Annotated in this window: 8 protein-coding genes; 7 read left to right on the plus strand and 1 reads right to left on the minus strand. The window is 67.9% G+C overall.

Annotation, left to right across the window (positions count from 1 at the left end):
• The first annotated feature begins 391 nt into the window (after positions 1-391).
• The 7 genes from rpoB to tuf all read left to right on the plus strand — a co-directional run bounded on the left by rpoB (position 392) and on the right by tuf (position 14,836).
• Positions 392-3,880, plus strand: a complete 3,489-nt coding sequence (gene rpoB / locus ACFQRD_RS12025) for a DNA-directed RNA polymerase subunit beta (protein ID WP_377804346.1) — start codon at positions 392-394, stop codon at positions 3,878-3,880.
• Between the two features lie 124 nt (positions 3,881-4,004).
• A complete protein-coding gene (locus ACFQRD_RS12030; protein WP_377020005.1) occupies positions 4,005-7,889 on the plus strand; it encodes a DNA-directed RNA polymerase subunit beta' in 3,885 nt (1,294 codons plus the stop codon).
• A gap of 590 nt (positions 7,890-8,479) precedes the next feature.
• Positions 8,480-9,724, plus strand: a complete 1,245-nt coding sequence (locus tag ACFQRD_RS12035; protein WP_377804348.1) for a resuscitation-promoting factor — start codon at positions 8,480-8,482, stop codon at positions 9,722-9,724.
• 714 nt (positions 9,725-10,438) lie between these two features.
• Positions 10,439-10,813, plus strand: coding sequence for a 30S ribosomal protein S12 (rpsL, locus tag ACFQRD_RS12040; protein WP_377020002.1), 375 nt, complete (start codon positions 10,439-10,441; stop codon positions 10,811-10,813).
• Complete coding sequence (gene rpsG, locus ACFQRD_RS12045; RefSeq protein WP_377020000.1) at positions 10,813-11,283, plus strand: 30S ribosomal protein S7; 471 nt, start codon at positions 10,813-10,815, stop codon at positions 11,281-11,283. The genes rpsL and rpsG overlap by 1 nt, the downstream gene beginning before the upstream one ends.
• Positions 11,284-11,373: 90 nt before the next feature.
• Positions 11,374-13,521 carry an elongation factor G gene (gene fusA, locus ACFQRD_RS12050; RefSeq protein ID WP_377804350.1) on the plus strand — a complete coding sequence of 716 codons (2,148 nt, stop codon included), beginning with the start codon at positions 11,374-11,376 and terminating at the stop codon, positions 13,519-13,521.
• A gap of 127 nt (positions 13,522-13,648) precedes the next feature.
• Complete coding sequence (tuf, locus tag ACFQRD_RS12055; protein WP_377019998.1) at positions 13,649-14,836, plus strand: elongation factor Tu; 1,188 nt, start codon at positions 13,649-13,651, stop codon at positions 14,834-14,836.
• A gap of 335 nt (positions 14,837-15,171) precedes the next feature.
• On the opposite strand, the gene ACFQRD_RS12060 is transcribed toward tuf, so the two are convergent.
• A complete protein-coding gene (locus ACFQRD_RS12060; protein WP_377019997.1) occupies positions 15,172-16,215 on the minus strand; it encodes a general stress protein in 1,044 nt (347 codons plus the stop codon).
• Positions 16,216-16,407: the final 192 nt, after the last annotated feature.

A 16,407-nucleotide genomic window follows, 5' to 3' on the forward strand; every position in this document is an offset into this window, starting at 1 on the left:
ACCGCGCGACACGAGACCCCCGCATCGCGCGCGGCCTGCTTGACTCCGGCGGGATTTGCGTCCATTCTGTCTGCCGTACGGAGCTGTTCCTGCCGCATGCGCCCCGCTGAGCCGAGCTCGCGGAGGCCGGTCGAGCCAGACGGGCAGGAGGCACCGGACGAAAATTTCCGCGCCAGGCATATAGCGGCCGACGCGGATGGACCGGCCACGTCGCGGGCCTTGTGTCCATCCGCGATTTTGTGTATGCTCAGTCCTTGCGCTGCGCGTCGCCCGTAGGTTCTGCTGCTCTGCTCGTCTTCGACGTCATTGTTGGCTGCTCTGCCTGCTCCACTGCCCTGACGGGTGTTCGCCGCGCCTGGGATTCCGTCATCGGCCTGTGGAAGGACCCCCCTTGGCTGCCTCGAGCACCGATCGCACCACCGACATCGCACTTCGCACCGCCTCCCCTCGCGTCACCTTCGCGAAGCTCGGCGACCCCATCGACGTTCCGGATCTGCTGAGTCTGCAGACCACCTCGTTCGACTGGCTGCTGGGCAACGAGCGCTGGCAGGAGCGTGCCGCCGAGGCCGCTGCCGCCGGTCGCGAGGACGTCCCGCAGAGCTCCGGGCTCGCGGACATCCTCGAGGAGATCTCTCCTATCGAGGACTTCGCGGGCAACATGTCCCTCTCCTTCCGGGACCACACCTTCGACGACCCGAAGTACACGGTCGAGGAGTGCAAGGAGAAGGACCTCACCTACGCCGCTCCGCTGTACGTCATCGCGGAGTTCATGAACAACGAGACCGGTGAGATCAAGACCCAGACGGTCTTCATGGGCGAGTTCCCGCTCATGACCGACAAGGGCACCTTCATCATCAACGGCACCGAGCGCGTCGTCGTCTCGCAGCTGGTCCGCTCCCCGGGTGTGTACTTCGAGGAGAACGTCGACAAGACCAGCGACAAGCACGTCTTCAGCGCGAAGGTCATCCCCTCGCGCGGCGCCTGGCTCGATTTCGAGGTCGACAAGCGCGACCAGGTCGGCGTGCGCATCGACCGCAAGCGCAAGCAGTCGGTGACGACCCTGCTGCAGGCACTGGGCATGTCCCACAGCGACATCCTCGAGGAGTTCGGCGAGTTCGAGTCGATGCGCTCGACGCTGGAGAAGGACCGCATCTCCTCGCAGGACGAGGCGCTCATGGACATCTACCGCAAGCAGCGCCCGGGCGAGCCGCCCACGCGCGATGCGGGCGAGGCCATGCTCAACAACCTCTACTTCAACGCCAAGCGCTACGACCTCGCGAAGGTCGGTCGCTACAAGATCGGCAAGAAGCTCGGTCTCGAGGGCAGCCTGTCGGAGTCCACCCTCCGCCTCGAGGACATCGTCGCCACGATCAAGTACATCGTCGCCCTGCACGACGGCGTCGGGGAGTACACCAGCTCCGCCGGGAAGGCCGTGCGCGTCGAGACCGACGACATCGACCACTTCGGCAACCGTCGCATCCGTGCGGTGGGCGAACTGATCCAGAACCAGATCCGCACCGGTCTCTCCCGCATGGAGCGCGTCGTCCGCGAGCGCATGACCACGCAGGACGTCGAGGCGATCACCCCGCTCACGCTGATCAACATCCGGCCCGTCACCGCGGCGATCAAGGAGTTCTTCGGAACCTCCCAGCTCTCGCAGTTCATGGACCAGAACAACCCGCTGTCGGGCCTGACCCACAAGCGTCGCCTCTCGGCGCTCGGCCCGGGCGGCCTCTCCCGTGACCGCGCCGGCATGGAGGTCCGCGACGTCCACCCGTCGCACTACGGCCGCATGTGCCCGATCGAGACCCCTGAGGGCCCGAACATCGGCCTGATCGGCTCGCTGGCGACCTTCGCGCGGATCAACCCGTTCGGCTTCATCGAGACCCCGTACCGCAAGGTCGAGGGCGGCCTGGTCACCGACGAGATCGTCTACCTCACGGCGGACGACGAGGACCGGCACATCATCGCCCAGGCCAACGCCAAGATCGGCGAGGACGGGCGCTTCGTCGAGGACCAGGTGCTGGTGCGTCTGGCCGGCGGCGACCCCGACCTGGTCGATGCGGCCGACGTCGACTACATGGACGTCTCCGCGCGTCAGATGGTCTCCGTCGCCACCGCGATGATCCCGTTCCTCGAGCACGACGATGCCAACCGCGCCCTCATGGGCGCGAACATGCAGCGCCAGGCCGTGCCGCTGCTCCGCGCCGAGATGCCGCTGGTCGGCACCGGTATGGAGCGTCGCGCAGCGGTCGACGCGGGTGACGTGGTCGTCGCCGAGAAGGGCGGTGTCATCGAGGAGCTCTCGGCCGACCTCGTCGTCGTGATGGCCGACGACGGCACCCGGCAGACCTACCCGATCGGGAAGTTCCAGCGCTCCAACGCCGGCAACTCCTACAACCAGCGCGTGCTGTTCGACGAGGGTGACCGCGTCGAGGCCGGCTCGATCCTGGCCGACGGTCCCTCGACCGACCAGGGCGAGCTCTCGATGGGCAAGAACCTGCTGGTCGCCTTCATGTCGTGGGAGGGCCACAACTACGAGGACGGCATCATCCTGTCCTCGCGGCTGGTCCAGGACGACGTGCTCACCTCGATCCACATCGAGGAGCACGAGGTCGACGCCCGCGACACCAAGCTCGGCAAGGAGGAGATCACCCGGGACATCCCGAACGTCGGCGACGACGTGCTGGCCGATCTCGACGAGCGCGGCATCATCCGCATCGGCGCCGAGGTGGAGCCGGGCGACATCCTCGTCGGCAAGGTGACCCCGAAGGGCGAGACCGAGCTGACCCCGGAGGAGCGCCTGCTGCGCGCCATCTTCGGTGAGAAGGCCCGCGAGGTGCGCGACACCTCGCTGCGCGTTCCCCACGGCGAGTCCGGCACGGTCATCGGTGTGCGCGTGTTCACCGATGACGAGGACGGCGACATCCTCCCCACCGGTGTCAACGAGATGGTCCGCGTCTACGTGGCCCAGAAGCGCAAGATCACCGGCGGCGACAAGCTCGCCGGCCGCCACGGCAACAAGGGCGTCATCGCGAAGATCCTGCCGGTCGAGGACATGCCGTTCCTGGAGGACGGCACCCCGGTCGACATCATCCTCAACCCCATGGGCGTGCCCGGCCGCATGAACATCGGCCAGGTCATGGAGACCCACCTGGGCTGGATCGCGAAGTCCGGCTGGGACCTCGACCCCGAGGACGAGGCGTCGGCCGAGCTTCCCGAGGCGGCTCTGCACGGCGAGCCCGGCACCCCTGTGGCCGTCCCGGTCTTCGACGGCCTCTCGGCCGAGGAGGTCACCGGCCTGATCGCCAATCACAGCCCCAACCGGGACGGTGTGCGGATGGTCAAGGAGGACGGCAAGGCGCAGCTGTTCGACGGTCGCTCCGGCGAGCCGTTCCCGGAGCCGATCTCCGTGGGCTACATGTACATCCTGAAGCTCCACCACCTGGTGGACGACAAGCTGCACGCGCGGTCGACGGGCCCGTACTCGATGATCACGCAGCAGCCGCTGGGCGGTAAGGCCCAGTTCGGCGGCCAGCGCTTCGGTGAGATGGAGGTGTGGGCCCTCGAGGCCTACGGCGCCGCGTACGCCCTGCAGGAGCTGCTGACGATCAAGTCCGACGACATCTCCGGCCGCGTCAAGGTCTACGAGGCGATCGTCAAGGGCGAGAACATCCCGGAACCGGGTATCCCGGAGTCCTTCCGCGTGCTGCTGAAGGAAATGCAGTCGCTGTGCCTGAACGTGGAGGTGCTCTCCAGCGACGGCACCGCCCAGGAGGTGCGCGAGAGCGACGAGGAGGTCTTCCGGGCCGCCGAGGAGCTCGGCATCGACCTGTCCCGCCGGCCCCACGAGGGCGTCGGCTCCATCGAAGAGGTCTGAGCGACGGGAACCCGGGAGCGCGCAGCGGTCGCAGGAATCCCCGCACCTGCAGCGCCTCCCGGACCCCTCCCTCGGCCCCCCGTTCCCTCAGACCCCACGACTTCCGATCGAGAGAAGGACACCTGTGCTCGACGTCAACACCTTCGATGAGCTGCGCATCGGCCTCGCCACCGCCGATGACATCCGCGGCTGGTCCCACGGCGAGGTCAAGAAGCCGGAGACCATCAACTACCGCACCCTGAAGCCCGAGATGGACGGCCTGTTCTGCGAGCGCATCTTCGGCCCCACCCGGGACTGGGAGTGCTACTGCGGCAAGTACAAGCGCGTGCGCTTCAAGGGCATCGTCTGCGAGCGCTGCGGCGTGGAGGTCACCAAGTCCTCCGTGCGCCGTGAGCGCATGGGTCACGTGGAGCTCGCCGCTCCCGTCACCCACATCTGGTACTTCAAGGGCGTTCCCAGCCGTCTGGGCTACCTGCTCGATCTCGCGCCGAAGGATCTCGAGAAGATCATCTACTTCGCCGCGTACATGATCACCGCGGTGGACGAGCAGGCCCGCCACGAGGACATGCCGGAGCTGCAGGCCCGTTTCGACCTGGAGATCAAGGAGCTCGAGAACGAGCGCGACTCCGCGATCAACCAGCGTGCCGTCTCCGCCGAGAAGGACCTCGCCCAGCTCGAGGAGGAGGGCGCCAAGGCCGACGCGAAGCGCAAGGTCCGCGACTCCTCCGAGCGCGAGCAGTCCCAGATCCGCAAGAAGTACGACGCCGAGATCGCTCGCGTCACCGCGGTGTGGGAGCGCTTCAAGTCCCTGAAGGTCGCCGACCTCGAGGGTGACGAGCAGCTCTACCGTGCGATGAAGCTGCGCTACGGCACCTACTTCGAGGGCGGCATGGGCGCCGAGGCGCTCCAGAAGCGCCTGCAGGACTTCGACCTCGAGGGGGAGGCCCAGGCTCTCCGCGAGGTCATCGCCAACGGCAAGGGCCAGAAGAAGGCCCGCGCCCTGAAGCGCCTCAAGGTGGTCTCCGCCTTCCGCTCGACCACGAACTCGCCGGCCGGCATGGTCCTGGACTGCGTCCCGGTCATCCCCCCGGATCTGCGTCCGATGGTGCAGCTGGACGGTGGCCGTTTCGCGACCTCCGATCTCAACGATCTGTACCGTCGCGTGATCAACCGCAACAACCGCCTCAAGCGGCTGCTGGACCTCGGGGCTCCCGAGATCATCGTGAACAACGAGAAGCGCATGCTGCAGGAGTCGGTCGACTCGCTGTTCGACAACGGCCGGCGCGGCCGTCCGGTCACCGGACCGGGCAACCGCCCGCTGAAGTCGCTCTCGGACATGCTCAAGGGCAAGCAGGGGCGTTTCCGTCAGAACCTGCTGGGCAAGCGCGTGGACTACTCGGCGCGCTCGGTCATCGTCAACGGCCCGCAGCTGAGCCTGCACCAGTGCGGCCTGCCCAAGGGCATGGCGCTGGAGCTGTTCAAGCCCTTCGTCATGAAGCGCCTGGTCGAGCTCTCGCACGCGCAGAACGTGAAGGCGGCCAAGCGGATGGTCGAGCGGGCGCGTCCGGAGGTCTGGGACGTCCTCGAAGAGGTCATCACCGAGCACCCGGTGCTGCTGAACCGTGCCCCGACCCTGCACCGTCTGGGCATCCAGGCGTTCGAGCCGCAGCTCGTCGAGGGCAAGGCCATCCACCTCCACCCGCTCGTGTGCGCCGCGTTCAACGCGGACTTCGACGGTGACCAGATGGCTGTCCACCTGCCGCTGTCGGCCGAGGCCCAGGCCGAGGCCCGCATCCTGATGCTGTCCTCGAACAACATCCTCAAGCCCTCGGACGGCCGCCCGGTCACCATGCCCGCGCAGGACATGGTCATCGGTCTGTACCACCTCACCACCGTGCGCGAGGACGTCCCGGGCGCCGGGCGCTCCTTCGCCTCGGAGGCCGAGGCGATCATGGCCCATGATCGCGGCGAGCTGCACCTGAACGCCCCGGTGAAGATCCGCTTCACCGACATCGTTCCCGGCAACGACTGGGAGGCCCCGGAGGGGTGGACCGAGGGTGACCCGATCACCCTGGAGACCACTCTGGGCACCGTCTACTTCAACGAGGCGCTGCCGGAGGACTTCCCGTTCGTCCAGGGCCAGGTCGGCAAGAAGCGTCTGGGCGGCATCGTCAACGCGCTGGCCGAGAGCTACGACAAGGGTCAGGTCGCCGCGTCGCTGGACGCGCTGAAGTCCTACGGCTTCTCCTGGTCGACCCGCTCTGGTGCCTCCTTCGCGCTCTCGGACGTCGTCACCCCGCCGAACAAGGCGGAGATCGTCGCCCGCTTCGAGGCCAAGGCCGCCCAGGTCCAGGAGAACCGGGACCTCGGTCTGGTCTCCGAGGCCGAGCGCAACATGGAGCTCATCGACATCTGGACCGAGGCGACCAACGAGGTCGACAACGCCATGCGTGAGAACTTCGAGTCGACCAACACCATCTACCGGATGGTGGACTCGGGCGCCCGCGGCAACTGGATGCAGATCCGCCAGATCGCCGGCATGCGCGGCCTGGTGAACAACCCCAAGGGTGAGATCATCCCGCGCCCGATCCTCTCCAACTACAAGGAGGGGCTCTCGGTCCTGGAGTACTTCATCGCCTCGCACGGCTCCCGCAAGGGCCTGGCGGATACGGCGCTGAAGACGGCACAGTCCGGCTACCTCACCCGTCGTCTGGTCGACGTCTCGCAGGACGTCATCGTCCGCGAGGACGACTGCGGCACCACCAAGGGCCTGGTCATCCCGATCGCGGTCGAGGAGGCCGGCGCGCTGCGCACCCACGAGCACGTGGAGTCCACGGCGTACGGACGCGTCCTGGCCACTGCGGCCATCGGCGCCGACGGCGAGGAGGCGGCCCCGGCCGGCTTCGAGGTGGGCGACGTCCAGATCGAGCAGCTGGTCGCGGCCGGCGTGCGCGAGATCAAGATCCGCTCGGTGCTGACCTGCGATTCGGCAGTGGGCACCTGTGCCCAGTGCTACGGCCGCTCGCTCGCGACCGGCCAGCTGGTCGACATCGGCGAGGCCGTCGGCATCGTCGCGGCCCAGTCCATCGGTGAGCCCGGCACGCAGCTGACCATGCGTACGTTCCACTCCGGTGGTGTGGCCAGCGCCGACGGCGACATCACCCACGGTCTGCCCCGTGTCCAGGAGCTCTTCGAGGCCCGCACCCCGGCCGGCTTCGCGCCGATCACCGAGTTCGCGGGTCGCGCCGAGATCGAGGAGAACGACAAGCAGCGCCGGATCACCGTGACGCCGGACGACGGCTCCGACCCGGTCACCTACACGGTCTCCAAGCGTGTGACCCTGCTGATCGGCGACGGCGACCATGTCGCGGTCGGCCAGCAGCTCACGCAGGGCTCGGTGGACCCGAAGCAGGTCCTGCGCATCCTCGGCCCGCGCGCCGTGCAGCAGCACCTGGTCGACGAGGTGCAGAAGGTGTACATCTCGCAGGGCGTGGACATCCACGCCAAGCACATCGAGGTCATCGTGCGCCAGATGCTGCGTCGCGTGACGATCATCGAGTCCGGTGACACCGACCTGCTGCCCGGCGACTTCGCCGAGCGGGTCGCGTTCGAGCGCGAGAACCGCCGGATGCTCGCCGAGGGCGGGCAGCCCGCCTCCGGTCGTCCGGAGCTGATGGGCATCACCAAGGCGTCCCTCGCGACGGACTCGTGGCTGTCGGCGGCCTCCTTCCAGGAGACCACCCGCGTGCTCACCGAGGCCGCCCTGAACCGCAAGAGCGACTCGCTCATGGGGCTCAAGGAGAACGTCATCATCGGCAAGCTGATCCCCGCCGGGACCGGCCTGTCTCGGTTCCGCCGCATCGCGGTGGAGCCGACCGACGAGGCCAAGGCGCAGATGTACCAGGTGCCCGGATACGACGAGCTGGACTTCTCCGGCTTCGGTCAGACCGGTGCGGTGAACCTGGACGACATCGACTACGCCGATCCGTTCCGCACGGATTTCCGCTGAGTCGCTGACGGCTGCGGCGTCGTTGCGCTGAGGACCCTGCGGGGGTGCCCGGCGGACCGGCCCGCGTGACCGGCATGAGGGGCGGTCCCACTTCGGTGGGGCCGCCCCTCGTCGCGTCCGGGGACCCAGCGGAGCACTGTGCGGGCTGCGCAGTCCCTCCTGAGCCCGGCGTGGGCGTCGACGACGGGAACCGGGTTCGCGGGACCCGTGGGCGGGACCCGTGGGCGGGACCCGTGGGCGGCCCCGTGGGCGGCCCCGTGGGCGGCTCACGTGGGCGGATCCCGTGGGCGGGACGCGTGGGCGGGACCACGCGGCGCAGAGCCGACGGCCCGCCCGGCGTGACCTGTCGGACCCGGAAGTTCACGTGCGGGTAAAGACCTCTTGGGTGGGAGCCCAAACCCTCGTCGAACGCCTTCACAGCAGGCGAAAAGGACGAAACGATGGGTCCTGGCAGTTCCCGTGCGACCTTCCCCCGCTGCGCTTCGCCCCCGAACGCGCGCTCGTGCCGGAACGCCCGTGCCCCGCTCGGGGCACTCGCGCTCAGGCAACGACTGCCGCCCCGCTGTGGCGGCCGAGGAACAGGTGGAACAGTGAAGAAGACTCCGTGGATCATCGCGGCTGCGACCGCGGCCGTCGTCGGCGTCGGCGGCGGCGGAACGGCCTATGCCGTCTCCAACGAAGCCGCCGTGACGGTGTACGGCGAGCAGCAGCAGGTGCGTACGTTCAGCCCCACCGTCGCCGAGCTGCTCGAGGCCCAGGGCATCGAGGTCAAGGACACCGATATGGTCGTGCCCGGTCTCGGTGAGCAGGTCACTGACGGTATCGAGATCCAGATCATCGAGCGCACGCCGGTCACCGTGAGCATCGATGGCGAGGAGCAGGAGCTGCTGACCACCGGTGACACCGTCGCCGACGTGCTCGAGGAGGTCGACTACGACGCCGACGGCGCCGCCGTGACCCCGGCCCCCGAGACCGAGCTGTCCGAGGTGGAGGACGGCATCGACGTCGTCACCGCGAAGACCGTGACCTTCGTCGGCCAGCGCGGCCAGGACACCTTCACGATCGCTGCGAAGACGGTCGGCGAGGCGATGGAGCGTCTGCTCGGAGACATCGAGGACACCGACACGAGCGAGCCCGGCCGGGACACGGCTCTCGAGGACGGGGTGACGGTCCAGGTCACGCGCGTCCGCGAGGAAGAGCGGACCGAGACCGAGGAGATCCCGTTCGAGACCAAGACGGTTGAGGACGACGAGCTGCTCGAGGGCAAGACCAAGGTCACCACCGAGGGCAAGAAGGGCTCCAAGGAGAAGGTCTACGCCGAGAAGACCGTCGACGGGGAGGTCACCGAGTCCGAGCTGGTCTCGGAGGAGGTCGTCACCGAGCCGGTCACCGAGGTCATCGCCGAGGGCACCAAGCCGGCCCCGGAGCCCGAGCCCGAGCCGGAGCCCGAGAGCGACACCGAGGAGAAGTCGAGCAGCTCCGACTCCTCCGACGAGGCGAAGGAGCGCTCCGGCAGCAAGTCCAGCCGCAGCTCGGAGCGCGAGGAGAACGACGGGAACACCGGCGCGTCCGCACCGTCGGTGTCCTCCGGCTCCGTGTGGGACCGTCTCGCCCAGTGCGAGTCCGGTGGTGACTGGTCGATCAACACGGGCAACGGCTTCTACGGAGGCCTGCAGTTCACGAAGTCGACCTGGCGCGCGTTCGGTGGCGGCAAGTACGCCTCCTCGGCGCACCTGGCCACCCGCGAACAGCAGATCGAGATCGCCAAGAAGGTCCAGGCCGGCCAGGGCTGGGGCGCATGGCCGTCCTGCACCTCGAAGCTCGGCATCCGCTGACCCGAGGCGTCACGGCCGGTTCGCCCGAGACCGGCAGCACATCACGAGCGCGCCGCGAACTCCTCGCGGCGCGCTCGTGGTCTGTCGAGGCCGCCCGCGTCGGCGCCCATCTGCTAGGGCGCCCGCGTCGGCGCCCACCTGCTATGGCGCCCGCAAAAAGATGGTCGCCAGCGTCGGGTCACCCCCATTTTCGGACGTGCACCTGCGCTCACGGCCATTTTGTGGTGGGAGAAGCCGAGGCAGGCCGCCGCGCGCGCTGAGGCGTGCCCTCATCCCGGTGCCACCCCCGGGCGCCGGACCCTCCCGCGCCGTCACGAGCCGTGATGTGATCTGCGTCGGAACCAGGCACAAGCTTTGACCGCATGCACGCGGCCTCAGTAGACTGCCGTTGCGTCCGGAGTGCCCTCTGGTCGTGACCCGGGACGAGATCCGCGAAAACCCTTCGGGGCAGCCGCGGATTGGTGTCCCCCGCGAGGAGCGGATCCTTGCGGCGTGCCCGATTTACGGAACCGGCGGCCATGCCCGGCCCCGTCCCGCGGGCGCCGATCACGGTCCTTCCGGACGCCCGTCGGGTGCCATCACTCGTCGGGCGGGTCGAACCGCTGACCATCCTCGGGCATGGGGACGGCGATTCGGGTCGCCGACCGTGCGAGCGGTCGAAGAAGTCGATCCGTCGGTGCGAACAGCGCCGATGGCTGAACAGAAAGAGAAGCTGTGCCCACAATCCAGCAGTTGGTGCGCAAGGGGCGGGACGCCAAGTCCACCGCCTCGAAGACGCCCGCGCTCAAGGGTTCGCCCCAGCGCCGCGGCGTCTGCACGCGCGTCTACACCCAGACTCCCAAGAAGCCGAACTCGGCACTGCGCAAGATCGCGCGTGTGCGCCTCTCGAGCGGCATCGAGGTGACCGCCTACATCCCCGGCGTCGGCCACAACCTGCAGGAGCACTCCATCGTGCTCGTCCGCGGCGGCCGTGTGAAGGACCTGCCGGGCGTGCGCTACAAGATCGTGCGTGGCTCCCTCGACACCCAGGGCGTGCGCGGCCGTCAGCAGGCCCGCTCCCGCTACGGCGCGAAGAAGGAGAAGAAGTAATGCCTCGTAAGGGCCCCGCTCCCAAGCGCCAGCTGGTCGTCGACCCCGTCTACGGCTCGCCGATCGTCACCCAGCTCATCAACAAGATCCTCCTGGACGGCAAGAAGACCGTCGCCGAGGGGATCGTCTACGACGCCCTCGAGGGCTGCCGTGCCAAGAACGACCAGGATCCGGTCGTGACCCTGAAGAAGGCGCTGGACAACATCCGTCCCAGCCTCGAGGTCCGCTCCCGCCGCGTCGGCGGTGCGACCTACCAGGTCCCGATCGAGGTCAAGCCGGGCCGTGCGACCACGCTGGCGCTGCGCTGGCTGGTCAGCTACTCCCGCGCGCGTCGTGAGCACACGATGACCGAGCGTCTGATGAACGAGATCCTCGACGCCTCCAACGGCCTCGGCGCCGCTGTCAAGCGTCGCGAGGACACCCACAAGATGGCCGAGTCCAACCGGGCCTTCGCCCACTACCGCTGGTGAGTTCCGGTGGGGTCCGTCCCGTGCGGGCGGACCCCACCGACTGCCCTCCGGCACGTCGACCAGCTCCCGTTCTGCAGAAAGGCATAGCCCGTGGCACTCGCAGTGCTCAGTGACCTCACAAAGGTCCGAAACATCGGCATCATGGCCCACATCGATGCCGGTAAGACCACCACGACCGAGCGCATCCTGTACTACACCGGGGTCAACTACAAGATCGGTGAGACCCACGACGGCGCCGGCACGATGGACTGGATGGAGCAGGAGAAGGAGCGCGGCATCACCATCACGTCCGCCGCGACCACCTGCTACTGGCACGACAGCCAGATCAACATCATCGACACCCCGGGCCACGTCGACTTCACCGTCGAGGTGGAGCGCTCGCTGCGCGTGCTCGACGGTGCGGTCGCCGTGTTCGACGGCAAGGAGGGCGTGGAGCCCCAGTCGGAGACCGTGTGGCGCCAGGCCGACAAGTACGACGTCCCGCGCATCTGCTTCGTCAACAAGATGGACAAGCTCGGCGCCGACTTCTTCTTCACCGTCCAGACGATCATCGACCGTCTGAAGGCCAAGCCGCTGGTGATGCAGGTGCCGATCGGCTCGGAGAGCGACTTCAACGGCATCGTCGACCTGGTCGAGATGAAGGCCTACGAGTGGCCCGAGGTCTTCCCCGAGGACATGCCCAAGTTCGGCAAGAAGAAGGGCGACGCTGCTCTCGGCCAGTACCAGGTCGAGATCCCGATCCCCGAGGACGTCCAGGACACGGTCGACGAGTACCGCGCCAAGCTGGTCGAGGACGTCGCCGAGAGCTCCGAGGAGCTCATGGACAAGTACCTCGAGGAGGGCAACCTCACCGTCGACGAGCTCAAGTCCGGTATCCGGGCCCTGACCGTCAACTCCGAGGCGTACCCGATCTTCCTGGGCTCCGCGTTCAAGAACAAGGGCGTCCAGCCCATGCTCGACGCGGTCATCGACTACCTGCCCTCCCCGCTGGACGTGCCCCCGATGGTCGGCCACAAGCCGGGCGACGAGGACACCGAGCTGACCCGTAAGCCCGACTGGGACGAGCCCTTCTCCGGCCTCGCCTTCAAGGTCGCCGCGCACCCGTTCTTCGGGACGCTGACTTACGTGCGCGTCTACTCCGGCCAGGTCAAGACCGGCGAGCAGATCCTCAATGCCACCACCGGCAAGAAGGAGCGCGTCGGGAAGCTGTTCCAGATGCACTCGAACCAGGAGAACCCGGTCGAGGAGGCCTTCGCGGGCCACATCTACGCGTTCGTCGGCCTGAAGGACACCACCACCGGTGACACCCTGACCGACTCGTCGAACCCGATCCAGCTCGAGTCCATGAGCTTCCCCGACCCGGTCATCAACGTGGCCATCGAGCCCAAGACCAAGGGCGACCAGGAGAAGCTGGGCGTGGCCATCCAGAAGCTCGCCAAGGAGGACCCCACCTTCCAGGTGGAGCTGGACGAGGAGACCGGCCAGACGGTCATCAAGGGCATGGGCGAGCTGCACCTCGACATCCTCGTGGACCGCATGCGCCGCGAGTTCAAGGTCGAGGCCAACATCGGCAAGCCCCAGGTGGCCTACCGCGAGACGATCAAGCGCACGGTGGAGAAGTACGACTTCACCCACAAGAAGCAGACCGGCGGCTCCGGCCAGTTCGCGAAGGTGCAGATCACCTTCGAGCCTCTGACCGATGCCGAGGAGGGCGTGTTCTACGAGTTCGAGAACAAGGTCACCGGCGGTCGCATCCCGCGCGAGTACATCCCGAGCGTGGACGCGGGCATCCAGGACGCGCTGGAATCCGGCATCATCGCCGGCTACCCGGTGGTCAACGTCAAGGCCAGCCTGATCGACGGCGCCTTCCACGACGTCGACTCCTCGGAGATGGCGTTCAAGATCGCCGGCTCCATGGCTGCCAAGGAAGCCCTCCGCCAGGCGAAGCCCGTGCTCCTCGAGCCGGTCATGAGCGTCGAGGTCCGCACTCCGGAGGACTACATGGGAGAAGTCATCGGCGACCTGAACGCGCGACGCGGTCAGGTGCAGTCGATGGAGGACGTGAGCGGGATCAAGGCCATCCGTGCTCTCGTCCCGCTGTCCGAGATGTTCGGGTACGTCGGCGACCTGCGGTCCAGGACCCAGGGGCGTGCGATGTACACGATGCAGTTCGACAGCTACGCGGAGGTCCCCTCCAGCATCTCGGAAGAGATCGTCGCGAAGACCCGGGGCGAGTGAGAAGCCGAGGGAACGGGTAGGCTCCTTCTCCTGTTCCCCCGCGCTTCCATCGGACCTCCGTCCTCGTGGACGGAACCCGATCCCGATCCAGAAGTACCACGATAAGAAGTCCTAGGAGGACACCACCATGGCGAAGGCCAAGTTCGAGCGGAACAAGCCGCACGTCAACATCGGCACCATCGGTCACGTCGACCACGGCAAGACCACGCTGACCGCTGCGATCTCCAAGGTCCTGTACGAGCAGTACCCGGACCTGAACGAGCGTCGAGACTTCGATCAGATCGATAACGCGCCGGAAGAGAAGCAGCGCGGCATCACGATCAACATCTCGCACATCGAGTACCAGACGGAGAAGCGTCACTACGCGCACGTCGACGCTCCCGGCCACGCCGACTACATCAAGAACATGATCACCGGTGCGGCCCAGATGGACGGTTCGATCCTCGTGGTCGCCGCCACCGACGGTCCGATGGCGCAGACCCGCGAGCACGTGCTGCTCGCCCGCCAGGTCGGCGTGCCCTACATCGTCGTCGCCCTGAACAAGGCCGACATGGTGGAGGACGAGGAGATCCTCGAGCTCGTCGAGATGGAGGTCCGCGAGCTGCTGGCTTCCCAGGACTTCGACGAGGACGCCCCCGTCATCCAGGTCTCCGCGCTCAAGGCCCTCGAGGGCGACGAGAAGTGGGTCAAGTCCGTCCAGGACCTGATGGCCGCTGTGGACGACAACGTTCCGGATCCGGAGCGCGACATGGACAAGCCGTTCCTCATGCCCGTCGAGGACGTCTTCACCATCACCGGTCGCGGCACCGTCGTCACCGGCAAGGTCGATCGCGGCAAGCTCGCCATCAACTCGGAGGTCGAGATCCTCGGCATCCGTGAGGCGCAGAAGACGATCGTCACCGGTATCGAGATGTTCCACAAGCAGATGGACGAGGCGTGGGCCGGCGAGAACTGCGGTCTGCTCCTGCGCGGTACCAAGCGCGAGGACGTCGAGCGCGGCCAGGTCGTCGTGAAGCCGGGCACCATCACCCCGCACACGAACTTCGAGGCGCAGGTCTACATCCTCTCCAAGGACGAGGGCGGGCGTCACAACCCGTTCTACTCGAACTACCGCCCGCAGTTCTACTTCCGCACCACCGACGTCACCGGCGTCATCACGCTGCCCGAGGGCACCGAGATGGTCATGCCCGGCGACAACACCGAGATGTCGGTCGAGCTGATCCAGCCGATCGCCATGGAGGAGGGCCTCGGCTTCGCCATCCGTGAGGGTGGCCGCACCGTGGGCTCCGGCCGGGTCACCTCGATCCAGAAGTGATCTGCGCGGGGGAGACCCCGTTGCGGTGAGGCGGCCGTGCACACGGTCGCCGCATCATCCAGAAGGCCCCGGACCGGGTTGACCGGTCCGGGGCCTTCTGCATGCCCGGCTGTCCGTGCCGTCCCCGGCCCCGGTTCCGCCGGGCTTCGCGCGGTGGGTGTCTGCGTCCCGAGGCCGCAGATGAGACTGGGAGGCCATACCCCGTCGGTCCGGAAAGCGGTGGGTGGTCACGTCCTGCCGGTCACAGCGTCCTGCCGGTCACAGAAGAGCCCCTGGCCCGCCGCTAAGCGGGGCAGGGGCTCTCGTCGGTGGAGGAGGCCGATCGGCACGTCAGCTCAGCGCTCCGAGCTGCCACGCTCCTGGTTCTCCTGCGCCTCCTGCCCGTGCTCCGGCGGCCGGTCGGCATCGAACTGGCCGTAGCCGCGGCCGCCGGCGGCGTCGAACTGCCCGGCGTCCGGCTGCGGGACCCCGTACTCCTCACCGGACGCGGCCTGTGTCTGCGGAGCCTGGCCGGACCCGGCCTCACCCTGCACGGACTCGCCCTGCATGGACTGGCCGTGCATCGGAGTGCCGGCGGGCTGGCCGAAGCTGGGGCGGCCGCTGCGGGAGCGGCCCTCCGCGGTCGGCTGAGGCGCTGCGGCCGGAGCCGGCTGACCGTAGGTGGGGCGGGAGCGCCCGCCGGGCTGCGGTGACCCTGGCTGCTGGGCGTCCGGCTGCTGGGAGCCCGACGGCGGGCCTGCGGCCTGTCCGGGCCCAGGGTGCTGCGGCGAGGGCTGCTGCGGGGAGGGCTGCTGCGGGGACTGCCAGGACTGGCCGTACCCGGCGGCCGGCGGCGTCTGACCGCCGTGCCCGGGCAGTGCGGTGGCCGGCGACTGCGGCGCCGCCGCGGGGGAGGCGCCGGTCTCGGCCAGCAGGCGGCGCGCCTGATCAGCGTGCTTGTGCTCGACCAGGAGCTCGTACTGCATCGGGATCGTGGCGGTCATGGAGGTGAAGTCCCGCCGGCCACCGGTCATGGCGTACCCGATCACGGCCCACACCGTGAAGAACACGATGCCCATCAGGATGCTGGTCAGGATGACCATGACGTTGCTGGGCGTGATCAGCATCAGCAGCAGTCCCAGGAACAGGCCCATCCACAGTCCCGACAGCACGCCCTGGCCCACCACGCGGCCCCAGGTCTTGCGTCCCGTGACGCGCTCCATGAGCTTGAGATCGGTGCCGACGATCAGGGTGCTCTGGACGGGGAACTGGTTGTCGGCGAGGGTGTCGACGACGGACTGCACTTCCTGGTACGTGCTGTAGACACCGAGGGACCGCGGGTACTCCAGGTCGTACAGGCGCGCGGTCAGGGGGGAGGCGGTGTGCGGTGGCTGACTCATGGCCCCACGGTAGAACAGGGGGCCGCGCCCGGGCTGAAGCTTGTCCGAACGGTCGCTGGACACGTCAGGGCGTGCGTCGGTGGCATCACCGGGGCGGAGCAGCCGATTACGATCGGGACTCGCTCCGAGCGTATGAGGCTCACGTCACACGCGCTGTGGGTATGGTCCGTGCCACTGCATCACGTCCCTGAC

The organism is Brachybacterium sp. GCM10030268 (assembly GCF_042666305.1).
Taxonomy (GTDB): Bacteria; Actinomycetota; Actinomycetes; order Actinomycetales; family Dermabacteraceae; genus Brachybacterium.